Below are 20,916 nucleotides of genomic sequence, written 5' to 3'. Positions count from 1 at the left end.
AATCGCGGCAATCGCTTTCTGGCGCAGGTCAAGGCTGTAGGGAGCTGGCATCACAATACTCCTCTCGATATCCTGTCATTTTGCCTGACCGAACCCTTATACGGATCGCTATAGAACCCAGGGTTTTTGCAAAAACTCTGGGTTCTTTTTGGGCCTAAGGATTTTCGCTGGGGCGGTGACGCTGGTGAAACCCGTCGATCGCACTCGGCAGCGTAAAGAAAATATGCTCGCTGCCGATCATCTCTAGCAGCCCACTGAGCTTGAGCTGGGCATAGAGATCCTGTTTGACCCGCGCCAAGGCCAGGGTAATGCCTTGTTTCCCCAGCGTTTCGTACAGTTCCACCAGCATATCGGCGGCGGTAATGTCGATATTAACCATAGCTTCGGTGTTGATCACAAACCACTCCACTGGCGCAGCTTCGGCCGCAATCACCGCCAGGGCGCGGCGCTGGAAATTCGCAGCATTGGCGAAAAACAGTGGCGCATCGTAGCGATAGATCACCAGTCCTGGGATTGTGGTGGCCCCTGGCCAGTCAGTAACGTCGTGCAGCCCAGCAATATTGGGTACTTTACCCAATATTGCATCGTGGGGGCGGGCAATGCGAGCAAAGAGTTCGATGACAGAGAGGCCGACGGCGATCGCCACCCCCATCAGCAAATCCGTCGCCAGCACCCCTGCCGTCGTGGCCAGCGCCAGGGCAAAATCACCCTGGCGAAACGCTTTGAGCCGCAAAAACTCGGGAATATCCACCAGCTTAGTGGCAGCAAAGATCACCAGCGCCCCCAAGGCCGCCGTCGGAAACATTGCCAACAGGAGCCGCAAAAACAACAGCACCCCCAGCACAACCCCAAAGGCCGCCAGCGAATACACCTGGCTCTTACTGCCCATAGAGTCGCCAATCGCCGCCCGGCTGGCGCTGCTGCTCACCGGAAAGCCCTGCATCAACCCACCACCCAAGTTGGCCACCCCCAGGGCAAATAGCTCCTGGTTGGCGTCAATCGCCTGGTGGTGGCGGGCCGCCAACGCCCGCGCCGTCAGCACATTATCTGAATAGCCCACGATCGCAATTCCTACCGCCGCCGTCAAAATTTGTAGCATCTCCTGGCGAGAGGCCAACGGCACCATAAAACGGGGCAGCCCCGCCGGAATTTCGCCCACAACTCTGACCCCCTGCTGGTCTAACCCCAGCCATGCCACCAGGGCAGTGGCCAATAAAACCGCTAGCAGCGGCCCCGGCACCCGAGGAAACCGGGCCTGGACCGCAAACAAAAACGCCAAAACAAATCCCGCCACTGCCACCGTCGGGCCGTGAGCCTGGCCCAGGTGACTCCAAAATTCTCCCAGCTGTCCCGCTACCGACTTCGCTTCAACGGGCACCCCACTCACTCGGCTGAGCTGCCCGGCGATCATAATGACGGCTACCCCAGCCATGTAGCCAATCAAAATCGGCTTAGAAAGCAAATCGGCCAAAAATCCCAGCCGAGCCGCGTATCCCACCAGACACAATATCCCTACCGCACAGGCCAACAGTGAGGCCAACATAAGGTAGCTGGTGTCAGAGGTCGCGGCCAGGGGAGCGATCGCCACCGCTGTCATCACCGCCGTGCTCGACTCTGGCCCCACCGAAAGCTGGGGCGACGTGCCCGCCAGGGTGTATAGCAGCAGCGCCGGCAAAATGGCCCATAGCCCTTGCACCGGCCCCACTCCCGCCAGTTCCCCATAGGCCATGCACTGGGGAATGAGATAGGCTGCCACAGTGACCCCCGCTAGGCTATCTTGGCGCAGCCAGGCAATAGGGTAATGGCGCAGGCGCTCTAACCCAGGCATTAGAGCAGATAGCGGAGAATACTTGGGTTTCACAGCAAACTTAGTTCTCAAATTAAGGCAAGAATAAGCAGCTTACCGCCTAACTCAGCGCGGCATGAAGGCCCCTAGCAGGAATGCAAGATCCAGTACTGAGACGATCCTGAAGCTGTAGAAAGTGTTGCTGCTGTTGCTCTAGCGGCTACCAAGCGACTAGCACCTGAATGAAGTGAGTTAGCCATCGCTCCACCATTGAAGCAAACCGGACGCAACTTGAGCAGGCGTTTATGGCAATATCCATCTCAATTGCAGAGACCAAAACACCGAGTAGAAAAGTAGCGCTACGGAGCAAGTTAGAGCCAAAGGTAAAAAAAACTATGCCTATCGAGAACGCAAGCGTCTTTCTATTGACCGATAAGACAAATAAACCTGGCTTTTAGTATGACGACAAGACAAATTTCTCAGGAGGACTCAAATATGGCTTTGTACCATCTTAAAGATTACTACCCTAACTACAAGGAAACCCTTGCTGACGGACAGATGGGAGACATTGACTCCTATTCCGTTTACGCCCAGGGTGAAGACAAAGTAGGCACCGCTAAAGATCTACTGGTAGACGAATCCGGTCGTTTTCGTTACCTAGTAGTCGACACCGGCCCGTGGATCTTTGGCAAAAATGTTTTGGTTCCCGTTGGTGTGGCCCGGTTTGACTACGATAAGAGCCGCGTCTATGTAAACGGTCTGTCTAAGACTCAGGTTGAGAACCTACCTGAATATAAAGACGACACCGTTGTAGACGAGCGCTACGAAGAGCAAGTTCGCGGTCAGTATCGGCCGATCGCCCAGGGTCGCTCTCAGCGTCAGTATTTCGATAGCAACTATGTTGCACCCAACGACGCCTCTACCATGAATCCCCTGGATGCTAGCCGCATGAATCCTCTAGAGGTAGACCAGCAGCGCACCCAGACCACTGTTGGCAATACCCAAGGGGTCAACAAGATTCGTGAGACCATGGCTAATCAGGAAGTTGCTCAGACAACTCCCAGTCCATACGATCGCGAACCCAGTATTTACGGCTTAAGCGAAGAAGACAACCACGGTCCGCTGCGGCTATATGAAGAGCGCTTAGTCGCTCACCGCAGTCGCGCAAAAGTGGGCGAAGTAGTCGTAGGCAAGCGCATCGAAACTCAAACCGCTGAAGTCTCTGAGCCGATCGAGAAAGAGCGCGTTGTGATCGAAAGACGTGATGTTACTGGCCAGTCCGCCGTAGCAACCGACCACGTCTTTGAGAACCAAGAAGTGGCTCGCATGGAAGTCTACGAAGAGCAAGTTAACGTCGAGAAAGAAGCCTTCGTCCGCGAAGAAGTGGATGTTCACAAGGAAACTGACCGTGAGCTAATCCGCTCACGTGAAGAGATCCGTCGTGAAGAGCTAGACATCAACACCGACGGCAACCCCAAAATCGATCGCTAGGATCTGAACTAGGAGATAAACGTTAGTATCTCCGTCTGCCAAAGGGGGCGTAGCCACGGCTACGTCCTCTTAGTATCTATTGCGAATATTAGTTATTAGCTTATTGCGTCTCAAAATGTCTCAACAACACCTAATCAACAGCGATGTCTTCGATCGCTCAGGATATCTAATTGGCAATGTGGCTAGAATTGAGTCTGCAACAGCCACAGATTTTTCTCTAATCGTGCAGCCCATAGGTAATGATAAGGGGAGCCAAATTACGATTCCTAGTGTCTCCATCACAGATATAAATTCCGAGAAAAATACTATTTATGTCGATCGAGATCAGCGCGAATTTGCGCCCAACGCTGGTCAAAAAATTCAGCTGGTTGAAGAGCGCCTAGTCGTCAACCGCAAGCGCGTCAAGGTAGGTGAGGTTAGCGTCCGCCGAGTAGTCGAAACCGAGATGGTAGAGATTCCCGTGCGGCGAGAAAAGCTTGTAATTGAAAATATTGGTAGCAATACTCCCCCTGTCGAGGTTAGCCTAGGAGAAACTCAGATTCTAGGTAATGAAATTGCTGTTCAGCCCCACAGCAACCAAGATACAGTCGCTAGCGGCATCTTCGAAACGATTCAAGACGCGACGTCTTTTCTTGGCACTACTGAAAAGCGGCCAGAATTCCAATGCGAGAAAATTAGAGTGGCCATTCTTCTCGACGCCAGAAATGGTCTCAAAGGGACTATTTACGAGTTTGAAAACCCCCAGACCGCAATTCGGAAGCTCTCGCGGTTGAACAAGGTTCTCTTCAACCAGTGCAGCCACGTTCGGCTAGAGCTATTCCTAAGCGATCCCAGCTTGGTGGAAACCTATCAGAATTTGATCTCTGAACATACTTCCGCTTGAAACTTTGTTCAAACAATTGGTTTCTAAATAATCAGCAATAAAAATGAGTAGCTTAACTGCTGCTCAAATCCACGCTGTTGTACAGACTCATGGCCTTTTCGACCCCGTCGGTAAGGGCTTTTTCAATCGTGCGCAGCGTAGTGTCGACTACCCCATCCAGAGTACTGCATTCGGCTTTAGAAAAGTTGCCCAGCACATGGGAGACCACGGCTTGCTCCCCGATCCGTTCGCTGGCCCCAATCCCAATCCGCAGCCGGGGAAAATCTTGGGTACCGAGGTGAGCGATCGCCGACTTCATGCCGTTGTGCCCCCCGGCAGACCCCGACAGCCGCAGCCGCAATCGCCCCACCGGCAAATCCATATCGTCGTAGACCACTAACACCTGACTCGGCTCTAGCTTTAGCCAGTCGATCACCGCCCGCATCGACTGGCCCGAGCGATTCATGTAGGTCAGCGGCTTGAGCAAATACACCTTTTGGCGCGTCGGCCCAAACCCTGCTCCATACTCGCCCTGAAATCGCCGCTCCTCCTTAAGCGAAACGGCCCAGGACTTAGACAAGCGATCGACTACCTCAAAGCCAATGTTGTGGCGGGTGCCCGCGTACTTGTCTCCTGGGTTACCCAACCCCACAATCAGGCAGGGTAGAACAGGCAATGCTGCATCAGCCATAGTTCAACGGCCCTAACACCTCAAGCAGGATCGGTTTCAGCTGACTCAGCCGTGGGGATGCTGCCGTTGTTATCGCTCGATTCCAGCGGGGCGACCTCGGGCTCTACCTCAGCGGCGACCTCAGGCGGTGTCAGCACCTTGGGCGATTCAGGCTCTAGGGTAGCCTTCATCGGCGCAGTCACCACCTTTTCAATTTGTTGGGCCTCTTTCTTAAACTCTTCCTCAAACTCCCGAGAAGCTTCTTGAAAACCCTTAATGGCTTTTCCCATGCTGCGACCAATTTCGGGCAGCTTTTTCGGGCCAAACACCAACAGCGCCAGCACCATAATTAGCGCCATCTCTGGCAAACCCACACCAAACACGTTCATAGGTCAACTCCCGAGTAACGACGGCTGTGCAAACTACCTACTGCTGTGCATCAACTATGCGTGCATCAAACGGCAAAAGAGGCTGGGTAGTCAAGGGTCTACGCCAGCCTCAGGTGAATAAATTTTGGATGCCGTATCCAAACTGCGTTGGCAAAATCTGGGGCAAAACCGTAGTGGCGTGATCCCCAAACTCCCTAGAGCCCTACGCTGCGCCAGTCCACATCAAAGCTTTCTAGCACGATGGAAGAATTATAAAGCTGCAAAATAATCAGCAGAAACACGAAGAACAGACCAATGAAAACCGCCATCAGAGGGGTAGTGCCCCAACCGGGAGCAACCTTACCGTACTCAGAGTTGAGGGGCTTTAACACGTCTCCTAACCTAGTCCGTTGTGCCATGGATCCTTCCACAATCAACACTTTATAGTTCGTAATATTATAGGATGGGGTGGTTTCCTATTCTCATAAACCCCATGGAACCTGCAACAGTTCTTATCATTTCCGTAGCTGCCGTGGTGGTAGCCGTGACTGGTTACTCAGTGTACATGTCCTTTGGCCCCCCGTCCAAGCAGTTGGCTGACCCCTTCGACGACCACGAAGACTAAGGTTCTATGGGGTGATGCCTCCAAAGATTCTGGCCATCGCCCCTGGTTAAGTCTTTGGGCCATAATCATTGATTGCAAATGTTTCTAGTGGTAGGATTAGAAACCTGTGGATTTATTTTGGCTGTTTTGCCGCAATCCGTATCAGGTCAAAAACTTTCAACCTCAACGAATGTTGCTCTAAACCCTATGATTAAGCTTCGACTCAAGCGTTTCGGCAAAAAGCGGGAAGTCAGCTACCGCATCGTAGCCATTAATAGCGATGCCCGTCGCGACGGTCGCCCTCTAGAAGAAGTTGGCTTCTATAACCCCCGCACCGACGAAACTCGGCTCGACGTTCCCGCCATCACTCGTCGTCTAGAGCAGGGTGCACAGCCTACCCAGACCGTGCGGCACATCCTTGAAAAAGCCAATCTGCTCGAAAAGCGTAAGACCACCTTCAAGACTGAAGCCAAGGCTGAAGCTAAAGCTGAAGCATAGGTCACTCATTGCCTTTAGCCCTTGCCACCACCATGGATAGCCCTGATTTCCCAGGACTGGTTCGGTTTTTGGTAGAGCCTTTTTTAGACTCACCTGATTCTCTGCGCATAGATTGTGAAGAGAACGCTGTGCAGTCCAAGGTGTGGATTCGAATTGCCTTTAACGGTGATGAGCGAGGCAAGGTGTTCGGCCGGGGCGGGCGCAATATTCAGGCAATTCGCACCATTGTGCGGGCGACGGCGGCACTGTCGGGCTGGTCAGCCTACGTGGATGTCTACGGAGCTTCTGAGCAAGAGTCAGGGGCTGATCACAAGTATCGTAGTGATCCCCCTCGTCCCTCGTCGGGCAAGCCCAAGCCTCAGCTTCGACCTAAGACCTAATGGTATATCTGACCTATTGCGGGCCTGAATTATTCTGTCAATCATTTTAGATGGACTCTCCCCTGCGGATTGAATTGCCTACTTCAGAGGGCGCTGTGGCCCTGGCAGGCTACCGAGACGAAAATATTAAACTCCTGGCTAGCCAGACTGGAGCCTCTCTAGTACTGCGCGGCCAGGAGTTGTTTATTTCGGGTACTGACAGTGGTGCGGCCCTAGCCCGGCGGCTAGTAATGGCCCTAGAGCCTCTGTGGAGTCAGGGGCAGCCAGTAACCACCGCCGACATCATGACGGCCCGCCAAGCCCTCGATACCGATCGCATCGACGAGCTCCAGGCCATTCACCAGGATGTGGTGGCTCGCACCCGCCGAGGTGAGGTGGTGCGGGCCAAAACCTTTCGCCAAAAGCAGTATGTCAAAGCCTTGCGCAGTCAGGACATGGTGTTTTGCATTGGCCCGGCGGGCACCGGCAAGACCTTTCTGGCGACTCTGGTAGGCATCCAGGCACTACTCAACAACGAGTTTGAGCGCCTGATTTTGACTCGTCCAGCGGTTGAAGCGGGGGAGCGATTAGGCTTTTTGCCGGGAGATTTGCAGCAAAAGGTAAACCCCTACCTGCGGCCCCTCTACGATGCTCTCCACGAGTTGGTAGACCCAGAGAAAGTTGCCAACCTGATGGAGCGCGGCATTATTGAGGTGGCCCCTCTGGCCTACATGCGGGGGCGCACCCTCAACAACGCTTTTGTGATCATGGATGAGGCTCAAAACACCACCCCGGCCCAGATGAAGATGGTGCTGACCCGCTTGGGCTTTAAGTCGCGCATGGTGGTGACAGGCGATGTTACCCAAACCGACTTGCCGGCAGACCAGACGTCAGGACTAGCTGTGGCCCAGCAAATTCTCAAAGGGGTGAATGGGATTGCCTTTTGCCAGCTCAACCAGGCGGATGTGGTACGACACCCGCTGGTGCAGCGAATTGTGGCCGCCTACGAAACCTACGAGAGCCGAGTGACGAAGCGCGATCGGCCTAGTTGAGCTGGCCTCAATAACTGGTTAGACGGTAGCAAACTCTGGCGCAGCCGCAGCCACAGCATCATTCATTGGCACCGAGGCATAGACTTCCGCAGAGTTATTGGGGCTTTCGATCAGCTTGACCTTATGGAGGCTGGCCCCTAGCTCGGCGATCGGGCTTTGCAGCAGATCGCGAATGTGGACGGCGATGTTTTCGGCCGTGGGCACCACTTCGGCAAAGTAGGGGATGTCTTTGTTAAGGAAGGTGTGGTCGAAGGGTTCTACCACGTGCTCGTCAATGGCCGCCTGGAGTGCGGCTAAATCAACCAGCATGCCGGTGCGGGGGTCGATCTCCCCTTTGACGGTGACTTCTAAGTGGTAGTTATGACCATGGCCGTGGGGGCGGGCGCACTTGCCGTAGATTTCGCAGTTTTCTTCATAGCTGAGCCGGGGCGAGGCCAGACGGTGGGCGGCGCTAAAGTGCGTGCTGACGGTGAGAAAGGCTTCCATGGCGTTACCTGAATAGTCGGACCAGAGTTCGGGATGTTCGAAAAGCTGAATGTTGACGATGGGCAGGTGGGGCGCAAGGCGATCCCAGATCACCTTGGCCAGGTATTCGGTGGTGGGCAGGGTGTGCTGAAATTCGGGCCAGACATCGTTGAGGTAGGCAAAGTCAAGCTGGGAGGTGACTTCTTGTTTGATCACGTGCTTGACGTCAGACAGGTTAAGCACCATGCCGTACTCGTCTAGGTCGCCTTCCATAGCCACGTAGAGCACATAGTTGTGACCGTGACCGGGAAAGTTGATGCAGGGGCCAAACCGCTGGGCGTTTTCGGCGTCGCTCAGTTCGCTCAGCCAGTAGCGGTGGCTGGCAGAGAACTGCGCCCGGCGATTGATAATGCATTTCATAGAGCTGATAACCCCTGCGGGAGGCGATGGTCACGTTAAGCAACCGTTACATACTCAGCATAGTGTAAATTGCTTGCCGTTGAGGAATCGGCGCAGGCGGGCGATCGCCGAGGGAAAAAGTAAAGATTTGCGGCAATGCCACCGCTACCCCCAAACGCTCAATCCCTTGGCTAGCGAGCTCCTTCCTCGGATATAGATTCCTTTAAATTAAATGACATGGCTTGTTGACATCCAAAGGATTTAGTAAAATTGAATACAGAAAGTACGTTGACGTTCATCTGAGGCAACCTGGAGATTACTCCATTACGCCCTAGACGGAAGTAAGGAGATTGGCTCCCGAAGGAACGCACCCTGCTTAATGCAGTTTGTTAGATCCTTTGTCAACAGGAGGCGTGACATGAAACTTTGCTATCGCGGCGTAGATTACGATTACAACCCGCCTTCTCTAGAAGTGCGTGAAAGTGAGCTAACCGGATCCTACCGGGGCCGTCCGATGAAATTCTCTTACGTTAGGCATTTACCGATAACCCAGCCTATTGGTAATTACACTTATCGTGGAGTTAGCTATAGCACCAATTGCCACGGGCAAATCGAGTCTTCCACGGCAACTCCCGAGCGTCAGCCTGTGTTTCAGGCGGAGCGGACTGCGGCAGGCAAAGGGCTACCCGCCCGGCGTCACCTGCTGCAAGAAGCGGCTGAAGCCCATCGCACTAACATTCAGCAGTCGACTCAGCACCGTATTGAAGTGGCCCGTGCCCAGGGCAATGATCAACTGCTGAAGCAGCTCGAGGCCGAGCTGCACCGAGTGGTCTAAGCTTTGCATCAGCAACTCCACTTTTTGCTGTAGCTGGAGCAGTGAGGGACATCCCTAAGGGGGTGTCCTTTTCTTTGCTAATTTTTAGAGCGATCGCGCAAAGTTTCTCGTCTGCTTTGGTATGAGGCGATCGCTCCCCATGGGCTGCTGCAAAATAGTCCACTCAGGGAAGTGATCGTAGCTGAGTGGGAGATTGACTAGTTGAGTCCTATCTACAATTGGGTCAGGGCGTCGTTTTTTTGACCAAAGCCCCCGATGTTCCCTGGGTTGCTGTCAGGTAGTCATTTGGTGTCAACCACAGCATCAGGCCCCGTTTGCCCGCCGATACGGCCACCGTTGCAAAGGTGAGGATCGATTCATCCACATAGACCGGATAGGCCTTCTTGGTGCCCAGGGCAGTGACACCACCGCGAATGTAGCCGGTGAGAGGCTGTACGTCTTTGAGAGGCACGGTGTCGGTTTTGCGATCGCCCGCTAGTACCGCCAATGCTTTCAAGTCTAGCTGAGCACTGCCAGGGATAACGGCGAAGCACACACCGTTGCGATCGCCCTTGGCCACCAGGGTCTTAAACACCTGCTCCGGCGGCAATCCCAGTTTCTCGGCCGTGCTTTCGGCGGCCAGATCGTCAGGATCCACCTCATATTCCAGCAGTTGGTAGGGCAGCTTGAGGCGATCGAGAATGCGGGCGGCGTTGGTTTTACTCACGGGGCAGCGATAGGAAATTGGCGAGGCACGATCACTTTACTGCGCCACGAAGTTATCGGGCTTGACGCTTTCCCAAAGGGCCTGAATCTCATCCTCAGAGAAGGCATCTTTCCTGGCGGCCTCTGCCAGGTCGTCTAGCCTGCTGTAGGCAAAGGTACGAGCGACACGAACCAGCTCATCCTCTGGATAGACCGGGTGCACCCAAACCACTAGCTGGCTGTTCGGGATTCCGTCTGAAATTAGATCAAAGGTAACTGTGTGATACGGCTCTGAGAACCCGTTTCTTGTAGTCAAACGCTCAATTTCAGAAAGCTCGACCCTACTGAGATAACGCATAGGCACGCCCACCGGAGCTGCAAAAAGATCCTAGCCTATACCCAAAATAAAGCTCCCAGCTATTTCTCTCCTTGGAAAAATAGCTGGGGGCTTTAGGAGCAGCAGGGGTATATTTATCCCCATAGCGAGACTGAGAGGTCTTGAATTCAGGTAGGACCCAAAACGTCAACATCCCTCTGCGAGGGCAAACAGCCGTTTACTTCTATTTGATAAACAGCATCTCCTGGTAGGTGGGCAGCGGCCAGAGGTCGTCGGCCACTTCACCCTCTAGAGCATCGGCGTACTCGCGCACCTGATCCATCAGGGGACGAATGGTTTGGGCACAGAACTGCATGTGCTCTTCCACCGACATGAAGTGTTTGGTCAGCATATCGCTTAGCTCGCCCACCGAGACCATCATCGACTTGGTCAGCTCAGCCACTTTGACCACGCTGTCTTTGCCAAACTCAATGCCGATCTCATCGAGGCTGTCGATGGTCTTGGCCAGTTCGCCCATATAGCGCACGGCAGCAGGGTAGATGATGGTCTTAGCCATGCTAATGACCAGCTTGGCTTCAACCTCAATGTGCTGAATGTACTGCTCAGAGTAGGCCTCAAAGCGGCTGCCCAGTTCCACCGGGGTAAGCACATTCTCTTTGGCAAACAGGTCTTCGATGTACTGCTCGCGCAGTACGGGCAGGGCGTCGGCGGTGGTGCGCAGGTTGAGCAGTCCGCGCTCGTTAACGGCCATTTCGTGCCACTCGGTGGAGTAGCCGTTGCCGTTAAATACCACGGCTCCGTGGTCGCGAATCACGTCGCGCAGAATCTCGTGGATGGCGACGTTGAGGTCGACGCCACTGCCCAGTTTGGCCTCAAGCTGGTCGGCCATCCAGTCTAACGAGTCGGCCAAAATGGTATTCATTGCCACCAGCGGCCCAGAGACTGACTGTCCTGAGCCTACGGCGCGGAACTCGAAGCGGTTGCCGGTAAAGGCAAAGGGAGAAGTGCGGTTGCGATCGCCCGCATCCTTGGGAAACACCGGCAGGGTCGGCACACCCAGATCCATATCACCCTTGCTTTGGGAGCTGGTGACCTCACCCGAGGCAATCTGGTCAAACACATCTTGAAGCTGGCTGCCCAGGTAAATCGAGATAATTGCCGGAGGCGCTTCGTTGGCCCCCAAACGGTGGTCGTTGCTGGCGCTGGCAATTACCGCCCGCATCAGTGGCCCGTACTTGTGTACGCCGCGAATCACCGCCCCGCAAAACACCAGAAACTGCATGTTGGAGTGGGGTGTATCGCCCGGATCGAGCAGGTTGCCCTGGGTGGCATTGCCCACCGACCAGTTGACGTGCTTGCCTGAGCCATTGATGCCCGCAAAGGGCTTCTCGTGCAGCAAACAGAGGAAGCCGTGCTTTTTAGCGGTGTTGCGCAGCACCGTCATGATCAGCTGCTGGTGGTCGCTGGCCACGTTGGCCGCTTCAAAGAAGGGGGCGATCTCAAACTGGCCAGGGGCCACTTCGTTGTGGCGGGTTTTGGCCGGAATGCCCAGGCGGTAGAGCTTTTCCTCCACATCCTGCATGAAGATTTGTACTCGCTCAGGAATCGCGCCGAAGTAGTGGTCGTCAAACTGCTGCCCCTTGGCTGGAGCCTTGCCAAACAGGGTGCGGCCCGCCAGCAGCAGGTCGGGGCGGATGGTGGCGAAGTTGGCATCTACCAAGAAGTACTCTTGCTCAGCGCCGCAGCTGGAGTTGACCGGGGCGACTTCGCTGTGGCCCAGCAGCTTGAGCACGCGGGTAGCAGCCTTACTCATGGCGGCGTTGGAGCGCAGCAGCGGGGTTTTTTTGTCGAGTGCTTCCCCCGTCCAGGAGACGAACACCGTGGGAATGCAGAGGGTGACGCCGTTCTCAGTCTCCATGACAAAGGCGGGGCTGGTCACATCCCAGGCGGTGTAGCCCCTGGCCTCGAAGGTGGAACGAATGCCGCCGTTGGGAAATGACGAACCGTCAGGCTCGCCCTGCACCAGCACTTTGCCGGAAAATTCTGAAATCACCGACCCGTCGCTCTGCACCGAGATAAAGCCATCGTGCTTTTCAGCGGTGGCGTTGGTCAGGGGATAGAACATGTGGGAGTAGTAGAGCGCTCCCTTAGAGATGGCCCAGTCTTTCATGGCTACGGCCACGACATCGGCCACCGACACATCTAGCAGTGCCCCAGTGGTGATGGTTTTTTGCACCGACTTAAATACCGACTTGGGCAGGCACTCCTGCATCTTACTGAGGCTAAAAACGTCCTTGGCCCACAGGTCTTCGAGCCGTCCAGGAGTGCTCACAGCCACCTTGGGACGGCAGGCGATACTGGCGATAGCCTGGGCCCGCAATTCGTTTCCGCTCATAGAAGTCTCCTAGTTAAATGGGAAGTTAAGCAAGGCTGTCACTGGCGTGGGGCAACTCTAAGCCGAAAGAACCAGAAAAGCCCGCATGGAAACCGAGATGGGTTAAAGTTAGCCCCTAGGGCGATCGCTCATACAGTAGAAAAGCCTGAGAGGCCTAGCTGTTAGACATCCTTGAAAAACCACATTGCCAAACCAGAAACTGGCAACCCCGTAACGGGAAATTTCGGTCTACAATGCTTATCGTCTCAGCGGCCTAAACAAACCCCTCAGACAATCATAAATGCCTCAAAAGTGCTAAGGGCAAATGGCTCGTGGGCCTATACCTAACGCTCTTTGAGCCACCGTTAACGCTGTCACCCTCAAGCAACTTTGAGGAATTAAAACCTCAATATCTAACCAATGTCACGCCTGAAAAGCTGTGCCCTGGGAACAATCCAAAAGTCGCCACTGCAACCCATCGATTTTTGCCAGCGATCAGTCTTACAGTCTTAAACCCATAGAAATTTGCATTATGGATAGTAGAGGCAAAGTTAGGGGGCTTTTGTAGCTATCAATACCTTTAGCAGTTAATTCGGATTCCGTAAAGATGGTATCTGCTACGGTTTAACCCCTTAGCTGGTTCAGAGGGCAGCCGTTTTGTCGGCGCTGTGCCCCCTTTCAGCACCGCTGTGGGTCAGAATAAGTAAATATTCTGACCAAACCTACTACAGACTTAGCACGACTATGCCGCGCATTCGAGACATTCTGCACGCTGGCGAACCGGGCCAGAGCACCACAATCCAAGGCTGGGTGCGCACCAAGCGCGAGGCCAAGGGCATCACCTTTGTGGAGGTCAATGATGGCTCGTCGATGGCCGGGTTGCAGGTGGTGCTGAGTGCTGACTTGACGGGCTATGACACCGTCGTCAAAGACCTGACCACCGGCTCATCGGTCGAAATTGGCGGCACCCTGGTGGAATCACCCGGCAAAGGCCAGCGCGTAGAATTGCAGGGCGAGACCATTACCGTCTACGGCACGGCGGATGGCGAAACCTATCCGCTTCAGAAAAAACGGCATTCCTTTGAGTATCTGCGGACGCTGGGGCATCTCAGGTCGCGCACCAACACCCTGGGCGCCGTCTTCCGCGTGCGCAATGCCTGCGCTCAGGCGATTCATCAGTTCTTTAATGAGCGCAGCTTTTTGTGGATGCACACCCCGATCATCACCGCCAGCGACTGTGAGGGGGCGGGCGAAATGTTTGCCGTCACGGGTCTAGATTTGACCAACCCGCCGAAGGATAATTCTGGCGCAGTGGACTACAGCCAGGATTTCTTTGGCAAGCCCGCCTACCTCACCGTCAGCGGCCAGCTCGAAGCTGAGATCATGGCGATGGCCTTCACAAACGTGTATACCTTTGGCCCCACCTTTCGGGCCGAAAACTCCAACACCTCTCGGCATCTGGCCGAGTTTTGGATGGTGGAGCCCGAAATGGCCTTCTGCGATCTGACCGGCAACATGGATCTGGCCGAAGAATTTCTCAAATACATCTTCCACTCGGTGCTAGAGCAGTGCCCGGAGGATATGGCCTTCTTTAACGATCGCATCGACAACTCGGTGCTGGCCACCGCCGACAACATTATCAACAACACCTTCGAGCGCATTACCTACACTGATGCGGTGACGCTGTTAGAAAAGACAGACCGAAAGTTCGAATTTCCGGTCGAGTGGGGCATCGACCTGCAATCGGAGCACGAGCGCTACCTGGCGGAGGACCTGTTCAAAAAGCCGGTGATTGTCACCGACTACCCCACCGGCATCAAAGCTTTCTACATGCGCCTCAACGACGGTGGTGAAACCGTGGCGGCGATGGACGTGCTGGCCCCCAAGGTGGGTGAGATTATCGGCGGCTCCCAACGGGAAGAACGGTTAGATGTGTTAGAGCGCCGCATCGTCGAGGCGGGGCTAGACCCAGCGACCTACTGGTGGTATTTGGATCTGCGCCGCTTTGGCACCGTGCCCCACGCGGGCTTTGGCCTCGGCTTCGAGCGCTTGGTGCAGTTTATGACCGGCATGGGCAACATCCGCGATGTCATCCCCTTTCCCCGCACCCCCGACAGCATCGAGTTTTAGGAACGTTAGAGGCTCCGACAAAAGTGGCTGAGGCAGAAGATTTTTAGGGGATTGTCATTTCAAAACACCAGTACAAGCTCTATCCACCAGTCCTTATCCTCACGCACGATCTGTATGTCGCGGATGAATTCGCGGAAGAAGAAGCGCCGCTCGGCCTCGGAGAGATCGAGCCAAAACTGAGGAATCGACACCGATTGGGATAGCTCTTGCAGGTTCACCGGAGGCAGCTGAGCGAGCTGCTGGTGTAGGGTGGAAATTTCGCCCTTCAGCTTGTAGCGACGTAAGGCAACGGTTTCGGCATCGAGAATGCCAGATTCTTCTAGGGTGGGTAGCTGGGCGATCGCGGCCTCTTTAGCGGCGATCGCGCCCTGCAAATCAACGCTAGGAGTAGAGGCACCGGGGGGAATTTTAGCTGTGAACTGGGCTACCGCTGGGGGCAACTCCTGACAAATCTGATTCACAATGCGATGTAGGGCGTCGTCATAGGGAATGGCGGGGCAGCGAGGAGCTTTAGGGCAGCCGCTAGGCCGCAGGTAAAGATAGCTTTTGGCTTGGCCCCGGGGAGCGGTTTTTGAGATGGTTAGAGGTTGACTGCACGATTGACAGGTAACGAGGCCGGCCAGCGATCGCGGTGCTCCCGCCGTTCTGGGCGGGAGAGGCCGATTGCGGCGCAGCAGGCGATCGATCTGGGCCGCCTCATCACGGCTGATGATAGCGGCGTGGGTATCACGCAGAACGTTGCCATCCCGGTATTGCAGGTCACCCCGATACACCGGGTGGGTAAGCCAGCGCCGCCCGGTGGAAACCGAAATCCGCTTGCCCAGCTTGCCCTCGATGAACCGCACGGCTCCTCGCAGCGAGCCGTAGAGCAAAAATTCGTTGACGAAGGCGGTGACTACCGGGGCCGTGGCGCGATCGATTAGGTAGCGGCCCTGGCCCCGACGGTAGCCGTAGGGAGGCTTGCCCGGGGGCGGTAGCGCTTGTAGTCGGCTGCGGGCATGGCCCTCACGCAGGCGGCGGCGGCGCTGATCGTTAGCCAGGTCGGCTCCTTGCAAAATGCTGTCTAAATCGATGGCATCATCGGTTAGAGTGACCACTTCAACCCCGACAGATTCGAATGCCTGTACCCAGTAGCGAATATCGTCAGGGTCGTTGCCTAGAGTAGCGAGGCTATCCACCAAAACCCGATCGGCGGGATGGGCTTGTAGGTCAGCTAGTAGGCGATCGCGCTCTGGCCGATATCCTGGCTCCGTCGGCAGGGCCACATCGGTATAGACCCGTTCCACCGCTGCCAACATCTCCTCCCCAAGGGCGTCAAGGGGGGGAGATGTTGAGCCATCAACCTCTCGGTAGCGGTAGGCGACGATGCGCATAACCTAGAACGCCTGCTTGAGCGCTTCACGCAGAGCCAGCGCCTGGTCATCGTTGTCACTGGCTACGACCACCATCACTGTGGTGGTAGCGGGTTGGTTTTCGACGCACACAAACATTGCCGTTACTGTCTCAGAACGCCCGGCCACACTGGTGGCATCGTTTTGCACTGGCTCTAGCCCCTGGGATTCTAGCGCTTGTCGGGCCTGGCTCAGGCACTGGGCCGTGTCGATGCCTAAGACCTGCCAGGCGTAGTGCATGCTTGGCGAAGCCGCTTGGGAGGCGGGTATTGTGGCGACCATTCCTAGCCCCGTCAGCATCACCGTCAGCAAATAGGTCATTGACATCATGGGTGTTTCCTCATCGCTGCGGCTTTGGTTTGTGGCTCTGGGCCGACGAGCATCGCCCTGTGTCGATGATACTCTGTGGCTTTAGATTCAACCGCAGGCTCCGGCCATTGGCTCGGGGTCGTGGCAAGATAGGTGGGTGACAGGTTTCAGGTATTGAGTATTAGGTATACGGTTCTCGGGTTGCCTTGCACCGAGCTCCGGACACCGGACACCCAACACCCTGCATCGGCGATCTGAAACCCAACACCTACCCCCTTGCACCCGTTATCTCCTAGAGGCCGTTACGTTGCAGATTACATTTCTGGGTACCAGTTCTGGCGTGCCAACCCGCGCTCGCAACGTCTCAAGTGTGGCCCTACGACTGCCCCAACGGGCCGAGGTATGGCTGTTTGACTGCGGCGAGGGCACCCAGCACCAGTTTTTGCGCAGCGAGTTTAAGTCAAGCCAGATTCGCCGCATTTTCATTACCCACATGCACGGCGACCACATTTTTGGCCTGATGGGTCTGCTGGCTAGCTGTGGCCTAGCGGGCAATCGGCAGCAGCGCATCGATATCTATGGCCCCAAACCCCTCAATGACTACCTGCAAGCCAGCCGCCGCTATTCCCAAACCCACTTTTCGCTGCCGATCAAAATTCACACCGTCGAGCCAGGGCTAGTGTTTGAGGATGACGAGTTTCGCGTGTTCTGCGACCTGCTAGAGCACCGGGTGCCTGCCTATGGCTATCGCATTGAAGAGCGCGATCGCCCCGGCCATTTCGACGTTAAGCGAGCTCAGGCCATGGGTATTCCCTCGGGGCCAATCTACGGTCAGCTGAAGCAGGGGCAGCGGGTCAAGCTCGATGACGGTCGCACGATCAACGGGGCCGACCTCTGTGGGCCAGATCTGGTAGGGCGCAAGCTGGTGTACTGCACCGATACGATTTACTGCGATCGCGCCGTAGACCTTGCCGCCAACGCCGACGTGCTGATCCACGAGGCCACCTACTCGCATCGCGATGCCGACTTGGCTTATCAACGGTTGCACTCGACCTCGACCATGGCGGCCCAGGTGGCCCTCAGCGCCCAGGCCAAGCAGCTGATCATGACCCACTTTAGCCCCCGCTATGCTCCCGGCAACGACATTCAGCTACCCGATCTGCTAGCCGAGGCGCGGGCCATTTTCCCCAATACCGCTATGGCCCACGACTTTATGATTTACGACATCCCACGCCACGACGAGAAGGTGCTGGCCTCCTCCTCGATTTAGGTCGGGCGAGGGGTAAGTCTAGGGATTAGCGGCGGGCTTGCCCGGCACCATGTTTAACCGCTGCCTCAGCTCTGTCAAATGGTGCTGGTTATCCACTGCGGTGCGGGGCATGGGCACCTCTGTGCTGGGCCAGGTGGACAAGTCATTGCAGGGACAGAGTTCAGTCATCGTACCGGCGGTGGGCATGACGATGGGCATTTCACAGCGGGCACAGGGAGTCACATCCCAGGCGGGCGACAGCATTGCGGCAATGCTTTGGCTGGTGCCCTTGAGATAGCAGTCTTGGCCGCTGGTCACCATAACGCGGTGCCAGCAGTCTTCGAAAGATTGGCTATAGCGACCGTTTTGAAAAATTGGGTCGGGCAGATATTCGCCTCGACCTTCAGCCAGCACTATTGGTTTGCCTAGCTGAAACCAGTGGGCTAAAAAATTTCTGACTTCGTCCTGGGATGCCATGGCAGTGAGATTCCTAATTACGTTGGCGGGGGCTTCCTGGGGTCTAGACCGGCATTGATGACCTAACACAGCGTGTGTCAATTGGGGTGAAGCGGTGCCAATGTTCCTTCAATCAACCCCAGCGGATGGCTTCATCCTAGCGACTGCCTGGTTTGAGCCACCGATATCTACCGATATTCTTCGGAAACTAAATCTGACAAACCTGCTCTGGGGTAGGTTATTGCCCCAGAGCAGGGTGAGAGAATCCTCCTTACCTGTCGCCTGGCGCGGCTGCCCACGGTCTACTCGACGCAATTTTTACACAGCCGCCAGAAAAATTTGGCCAGGTTGAGCCAGACCGGGGATTGATGGCGATCGCTAGTCCCCCGCCGCTGCCCAGCCCTTAGGCGATGGTGCTTTGCCCTGCTTAACGAAAGTTTGCAGGGTGCCCTTGCCAGCGCTAAAAGTGCCGCGTAACCGGATAAAGTAGCCCTATGTATGACGACGATCTCTCCACCCTAAATCCCGACCTGGAGTTTGCCGATCCCCTCGATGCCCTAGGCCCCGTAGACGAGGAACAAGCTCCCCAGTTCGACCCCGAGGCAATGCTGCCCCTGCTAACCGCCGCCGACCCGCAGCTGCGGATGCTGGCAGCGCGGGCCTTTTGCGAGGTAGAAGACGAGCGCTCGGTGGCCCCCCTGACGGCGCTGCTTACCGATCCCTGCCCCCTGGTGCGGGTCAGTGCCGCCTACGCCCTGGGCCGCAACCCCGATCGCTCGGCGGTAGAGCCCATCATTACCCAGCTAGCCACCGACTGGAATGGCTACGTACGCAAGGGCCTGGTGTGGGCTTTGGGTAACGCCCACGATGCGCGATCGCTGCTGCCCCTGATCGAAGCCCTGCGCACCGATATAGCCGCCGTGCGGCTGTGGGCAGCCAGCGCCCTAGCCCAGATGGCTCAGGTCAACTACGAGTCGGTAATTGCTGCCATTCCCCCCCTGATCGAAGGGCTGCGCCGCGACCCAGTACCAGCGGTGCGCAGCAACTGCGCCTGGACTGTAGGTCAGCTCTGCCGCGAGCTGCCCTCTAACGTGGTCTATCACACGGCGATCGATGCCCTGATCGAAAGCTTTGCCGAAGAAGATGACCTGGGTGTGCGCGAAGACGCCCGCACCGCCCTGCTCAAGGTGGGTGACACCCGGGGTCTGCAAACCATCGAAGAAATCGAGCAAGACGGATTTTTCTTCTAAGGTGGTTGGCTCAATACGGAGATTGAAGGGAGGGTTTGAGGTATAAGGGATTGCCTTGAACCCTATATCTCGAACCTTGTACCTATTTAGATGCTCGAAACAGCAAATATAAACCAACCGCCAATCCCAGCAGCGTCGGTAGCCAGGCCGACATAAACGGCGACAGCACTCCCACCTCGCCCATGGCGTTGGTGATAAACGACAGCAGGTAGTAGCCAAAAATAATCACAATGCTGATGCCAAAGCTGGTGGCGCGGCTAGTGCGCTGGGGCAGCACCCCAATGGAGGCTCCCACCAGGCCAAACACCACGCACACGAAGGGCAGGGCGTACTTTTGCATAATTCGAATTTGCCAGCGGCGAATCAACTTTTCGTCGCCGCTCTGGCGCACCAGTTCTAGCTGCTGGGTGGCCTCGGCAATGTTCATCTCGGTGTCGTTTTTGGTGCGTGCTGCCAGATCTAAGGGCGTGCGGGGCAGCTGCAATTCCTGGGTTTCAAAGGTGATGATATTGCGGAAGGAGCCGTCGGGAGCCACCACGTAGATGGTGCCGTTGTAGAAAGTCCAGGCATTGCTCTCCACATCCCAGTTGGCTGACTCGGCACTGACCACCTGGTTGAGCCCCTTCTGGGAAAAGTCGATGATAGTCAGCCCGTGCATGGTGGTGCCGTCGAAACGGCGGGCGTAGAACTGGCGCTTCAGCTCCTGGGCGGCGGGGTCGTCGCTGGCGGGCTGAAACTCCTGGTAAAAGATGTTGCGCTCTTGAAACGGGGGCCGCTCTGACTTCAGCGCCTGCTCTAGAGTAATGGCAGCCCGGTAATTGGCAGCGGGGGTAATCAGCTCGTTAAACACAAAGGTCAGCCCCGTCACCAGCAGGCTGAGCACCACGGCGGGGGTAATGATGCGGCGGATGCTCACCCCCACTCCCCGCAGGGCAATCAGCTCGCTGTCGCTGGAGAAGCGGCTGTAGGTCATCATAGTGGCCAGCAGCGTCGACATCGGAAAGGCCAGCACAATGAACTCGGGCAGCTTGAGCAGAAAGATCTGCGCCGCTAGGGTAATCGCTAGCCCCGACTCGGTGATGCGGCGAATCAGCTCAAACAGCGCCCCAATCGATATACCAATAGAGGAGAATGCCCCCACCCCAAACAAAAAGGGCATGGTCAGCTCTTTGGCGATGTAGCGATCCATCACCGTTAGCAGTGGGGAGCCAAGGCGCTTAAAGGTAGCGGGAGCTGAAGCCATAGGGTAACGGTAAGAGGCCTGACTCTACATTATGGGCAATGGGGGCTACGGATGCGTAATCCGCACCGCCGGGACTCTAAGACTAAGCAGTCAGAGGATGAGGC

Annotated in this window: 22 protein-coding genes and 1 riboswitch; of the genes, 10 read left to right on the top strand and 12 right to left on the bottom strand. The window is 55.9% G+C overall.

Going from position 1 to position 20,916, the window contains the following annotated elements; translation table 11 throughout:
* Positions 1–154: 154 nt before the first annotated feature.
* Entirely contained in the window at positions 155–1,828 is a 1,674-nt protein-coding gene (gene sulP, locus H6F57_RS00595) for a sulfate permease (RefSeq protein ID WP_190625770.1), read from the bottom strand.
* 453 nt (positions 1,829–2,281) lie between these two features.
* Here sulP and H6F57_RS00590 point away from each other — a divergent pair, with 453 nt between their 5' ends.
* Together H6F57_RS00590 and H6F57_RS00585 are read left to right on the top strand one after the other, a co-directional pair.
* Positions 2,282–3,277, top strand: a complete 996-nt coding sequence (locus tag H6F57_RS00590; protein ID WP_190625765.1) for a DUF2382 domain-containing protein — start codon at positions 2,282–2,284, stop codon at positions 3,275–3,277.
* A 79-nt stretch (positions 3,278–3,356) separates the two neighbouring features.
* Positions 3,357–4,160, top strand: a complete 804-nt coding sequence (locus H6F57_RS00585) for a DUF2382 domain-containing protein (RefSeq protein ID WP_199294656.1) — start codon at positions 3,357–3,359, stop codon at positions 4,158–4,160.
* 52 nt (positions 4,161–4,212) lie between these two features.
* Here H6F57_RS00585 and pth read toward each other — a convergent pair whose 3' ends face one another.
* From pth to psbH, 3 genes are all read right to left on the bottom strand, one after another.
* On the bottom strand, positions 4,213–4,830 hold the full coding sequence (gene pth, locus H6F57_RS00580; RefSeq protein WP_190625763.1) for an aminoacyl-tRNA hydrolase: 618 nt from the start codon (positions 4,828–4,830) through the stop codon (positions 4,213–4,215).
* Between the two features lie 20 nt (positions 4,831–4,850).
* Entirely contained in the window at positions 4,851–5,198 is a 348-nt protein-coding gene (locus tag H6F57_RS00575) for a TatA/E family twin arginine-targeting protein translocase (RefSeq protein ID WP_190625762.1), read from the bottom strand.
* 194 nt (positions 5,199–5,392) lie between these two features.
* Positions 5,393–5,596: a photosystem II reaction center protein PsbH gene (gene psbH, locus H6F57_RS00570; protein WP_190625761.1), complete on the bottom strand. Its 204-nt coding sequence runs from the start codon at positions 5,594–5,596 to the stop codon at positions 5,393–5,395.
* 74 nt (positions 5,597–5,670) lie between these two features.
* Between psbH and psbN the strand changes: the two genes are divergently transcribed.
* From psbN to H6F57_RS00550, 4 genes are all read left to right on the top strand, one after another.
* Positions 5,671–5,802 carry a photosystem II reaction center protein PsbN gene (gene psbN / locus H6F57_RS00565; RefSeq protein WP_073607618.1) on the top strand — a complete coding sequence of 44 codons (132 nt, stop codon included), beginning with the start codon at positions 5,671–5,673 and terminating at the stop codon, positions 5,800–5,802.
* Positions 5,803–5,988: 186 nt separating this feature from the next.
* Positions 5,989–6,279, top strand: a complete 291-nt coding sequence (gene rpsP, locus H6F57_RS00560) for a 30S ribosomal protein S16 (protein WP_190625760.1) — start codon at positions 5,989–5,991, stop codon at positions 6,277–6,279.
* 32 nt (positions 6,280–6,311) lie between these two features.
* Positions 6,312–6,659 carry a KH domain-containing protein gene (locus H6F57_RS00555; RefSeq protein ID WP_190625759.1) on the top strand — a complete coding sequence of 116 codons (348 nt, stop codon included), beginning with the start codon at positions 6,312–6,314 and terminating at the stop codon, positions 6,657–6,659.
* 50 nt (positions 6,660–6,709) lie between these two features.
* Positions 6,710–7,690 carry a PhoH family protein gene (locus H6F57_RS00550; RefSeq protein WP_190625758.1) on the top strand — a complete coding sequence of 327 codons (981 nt, stop codon included), beginning with the start codon at positions 6,710–6,712 and terminating at the stop codon, positions 7,688–7,690.
* Positions 7,691–7,708: 18 nt separating this feature from the next.
* On the opposite strand, the gene H6F57_RS00545 is transcribed toward H6F57_RS00550, so the two are convergent.
* The gene (locus H6F57_RS00545; protein WP_190625757.1) at positions 7,709–8,575 is read right to left on the bottom strand and encodes a 6-carboxytetrahydropterin synthase; all 867 of its coding nucleotides are present in this window, start codon (positions 8,573–8,575) and stop codon (positions 7,709–7,711) included.
* Positions 8,576–8,844: 269 nt separating this feature from the next.
* A riboswitch (Glutamine riboswitch) is annotated at positions 8,845–8,926 on the top strand.
* A 46-nt stretch (positions 8,927–8,972) separates the two neighbouring features.
* On the opposite strand from H6F57_RS00545, the gene H6F57_RS00540 reads away from it, so the two are divergent.
* Entirely contained in the window at positions 8,973–9,389 is a 417-nt protein-coding gene (locus H6F57_RS00540) for a DUF4278 domain-containing protein (RefSeq protein ID WP_190625756.1), read from the top strand.
* Positions 9,390–9,612: 223 nt separating this feature from the next.
* Here the strand turns inward: H6F57_RS00540 and ybaK are convergent, their stop codons facing one another.
* The 3 genes from ybaK to H6F57_RS00525 form a co-directional block, all read right to left on the bottom strand.
* Positions 9,613–10,095 carry a Cys-tRNA(Pro) deacylase gene (gene ybaK, locus H6F57_RS00535; RefSeq protein WP_190625755.1) on the bottom strand — a complete coding sequence of 161 codons (483 nt, stop codon included), beginning with the start codon at positions 10,093–10,095 and terminating at the stop codon, positions 9,613–9,615.
* Positions 10,096–10,131: 36 nt separating this feature from the next.
* On the bottom strand, positions 10,132–10,305 hold the full coding sequence (locus tag H6F57_RS00530; RefSeq protein ID WP_190625754.1) for a hypothetical protein: 174 nt from the start codon (positions 10,303–10,305) through the stop codon (positions 10,132–10,134).
* 328 nt (positions 10,306–10,633) lie between these two features.
* Positions 10,634–12,805: a glutamine synthetase III gene (locus H6F57_RS00525; RefSeq protein WP_190625753.1), complete on the bottom strand. Its 2,172-nt coding sequence runs from the start codon at positions 12,803–12,805 to the stop codon at positions 10,634–10,636.
* 723 nt (positions 12,806–13,528) lie between these two features.
* Between H6F57_RS00525 and asnS the strand changes: the two genes are divergently transcribed.
* Positions 13,529–14,914, top strand: coding sequence for an asparagine--tRNA ligase (gene asnS / locus H6F57_RS00520; RefSeq protein WP_190625752.1), 1,386 nt, complete (start codon positions 13,529–13,531; stop codon positions 14,912–14,914).
* Between the two features lie 59 nt (positions 14,915–14,973).
* Here the strand turns inward: asnS and H6F57_RS00515 are convergent, their stop codons facing one another.
* Together H6F57_RS00515 and H6F57_RS00510 are read right to left on the bottom strand one after the other, a co-directional pair.
* Positions 14,974–16,287: a recombinase family protein gene (locus H6F57_RS00515; RefSeq protein ID WP_190625751.1), complete on the bottom strand. Its 1,314-nt coding sequence runs from the start codon at positions 16,285–16,287 to the stop codon at positions 14,974–14,976.
* A gap of 3 nt (positions 16,288–16,290) precedes the next feature.
* Positions 16,291–16,635 (bottom strand): hypothetical protein, encoded by a 345-nt coding sequence (locus H6F57_RS00510; RefSeq protein ID WP_190625750.1) that lies wholly within the window; start codon positions 16,633–16,635, stop codon positions 16,291–16,293.
* Positions 16,636–16,921: 286 nt separating this feature from the next.
* Here H6F57_RS00510 and H6F57_RS00505 point away from each other — a divergent pair, with 286 nt between their 5' ends.
* The gene (locus tag H6F57_RS00505) at positions 16,922–17,884 is read left to right on the top strand and encodes a ribonuclease Z (RefSeq protein WP_190625749.1); all 963 of its coding nucleotides are present in this window, start codon (positions 16,922–16,924) and stop codon (positions 17,882–17,884) included.
* A gap of 18 nt (positions 17,885–17,902) precedes the next feature.
* Here H6F57_RS00505 and H6F57_RS00500 read toward each other — a convergent pair whose 3' ends face one another.
* The gene (locus tag H6F57_RS00500) at positions 17,903–18,340 is read right to left on the bottom strand and encodes a hypothetical protein (RefSeq protein WP_190625748.1); all 438 of its coding nucleotides are present in this window, start codon (positions 18,338–18,340) and stop codon (positions 17,903–17,905) included.
* A gap of 473 nt (positions 18,341–18,813) precedes the next feature.
* Here H6F57_RS00500 and H6F57_RS00495 point away from each other — a divergent pair, with 473 nt between their 5' ends.
* Positions 18,814–19,569: a HEAT repeat domain-containing protein gene (locus H6F57_RS00495; protein WP_190625747.1), complete on the top strand. Its 756-nt coding sequence runs from the start codon at positions 18,814–18,816 to the stop codon at positions 19,567–19,569.
* Between the two features lie 82 nt (positions 19,570–19,651).
* Here the strand turns inward: H6F57_RS00495 and H6F57_RS00490 are convergent, their stop codons facing one another.
* Positions 19,652–20,758: an LptF/LptG family permease gene (locus H6F57_RS00490; RefSeq protein ID WP_190625769.1), complete on the bottom strand. Its 1,107-nt coding sequence runs from the start codon at positions 20,756–20,758 to the stop codon at positions 19,652–19,654.
* Between the last annotated feature and the right edge of the window lie 158 nt (positions 20,759–20,916).

The sequence above is a fragment of the Leptolyngbya sp. FACHB-60 genome, assembly GCF_014695775.1.
GTDB lineage: Bacteria > Cyanobacteriota > Cyanobacteriia > Phormidesmidales > Phormidesmidaceae > Nodosilinea.
The sequence above is the reverse complement of the archived record's forward strand: the minus strand, read 5'-3'. Positions and strand labels throughout refer to the sequence as shown.

What these genes read in the sequence shown, in the direction of transcription:
- sulP (WP_190625770.1), bottom strand. Translation starts at nt 1,828, where the DNA reads ATGCCTGGGTTAGAGCGCCTGCGCCATTACCCTATTGCCTGGCTGCGC.
- H6F57_RS00590 (WP_190625765.1), top strand. Translation starts at nt 2,282, where the DNA reads ATGGCTTTGTACCATCTTAAAGATTACTACCCTAACTACAAGGAAACC.
- pth (WP_190625763.1), bottom strand. Translation starts at nt 4,830, where the DNA reads ATGGCTGATGCAGCATTGCCTGTTCTACCCTGCCTGATTGTGGGGTTG.
- H6F57_RS00575 (WP_190625762.1), bottom strand. Translation starts at nt 5,198, where the DNA reads ATGAACGTGTTTGGTGTGGGTTTGCCAGAGATGGCGCTAATTATGGTG.
- psbH (WP_190625761.1), bottom strand. Translation starts at nt 5,596, where the DNA reads ATGGCACAACGGACTAGGTTAGGAGACGTGTTAAAGCCCCTCAACTCT.
- psbN (WP_073607618.1), top strand. Translation starts at nt 5,671, where the DNA reads ATGGAACCTGCAACAGTTCTTATCATTTCCGTAGCTGCCGTGGTGGTA.
- rpsP (WP_190625760.1), top strand. Translation starts at nt 5,989, where the DNA reads ATGATTAAGCTTCGACTCAAGCGTTTCGGCAAAAAGCGGGAAGTCAGC.
- H6F57_RS00555 (WP_190625759.1), top strand. Translation starts at nt 6,312, where the DNA reads ATGGATAGCCCTGATTTCCCAGGACTGGTTCGGTTTTTGGTAGAGCCT.
- H6F57_RS00550 (WP_190625758.1), top strand. Translation starts at nt 6,710, where the DNA reads ATGGACTCTCCCCTGCGGATTGAATTGCCTACTTCAGAGGGCGCTGTG.
- H6F57_RS00545 (WP_190625757.1), bottom strand. Translation starts at nt 8,575, where the DNA reads ATGAAATGCATTATCAATCGCCGGGCGCAGTTCTCTGCCAGCCACCGC.
- H6F57_RS00540 (WP_190625756.1), top strand. Translation starts at nt 8,973, where the DNA reads ATGAAACTTTGCTATCGCGGCGTAGATTACGATTACAACCCGCCTTCT.
- H6F57_RS00525 (WP_190625753.1), bottom strand. Translation starts at nt 12,805, where the DNA reads ATGAGCGGAAACGAATTGCGGGCCCAGGCTATCGCCAGTATCGCCTGC.
- asnS (WP_190625752.1), top strand. Translation starts at nt 13,529, where the DNA reads ATGCCGCGCATTCGAGACATTCTGCACGCTGGCGAACCGGGCCAGAGC.
- H6F57_RS00515 (WP_190625751.1), bottom strand. Translation starts at nt 16,287, where the DNA reads ATGCGCATCGTCGCCTACCGCTACCGAGAGGTTGATGGCTCAACATCT.
- H6F57_RS00510 (WP_190625750.1), bottom strand. Translation starts at nt 16,635, where the DNA reads ATGATGTCAATGACCTATTTGCTGACGGTGATGCTGACGGGGCTAGGA.
- H6F57_RS00500 (WP_190625748.1), bottom strand. Translation starts at nt 18,340, where the DNA reads ATGGCATCCCAGGACGAAGTCAGAAATTTTTTAGCCCACTGGTTTCAG.
- H6F57_RS00495 (WP_190625747.1), top strand. Translation starts at nt 18,814, where the DNA reads ATGTATGACGACGATCTCTCCACCCTAAATCCCGACCTGGAGTTTGCC.
- H6F57_RS00490 (WP_190625769.1), bottom strand. Translation starts at nt 20,758, where the DNA reads ATGGATCGCTACATCGCCAAAGAGCTGACCATGCCCTTTTTGTTTGGG.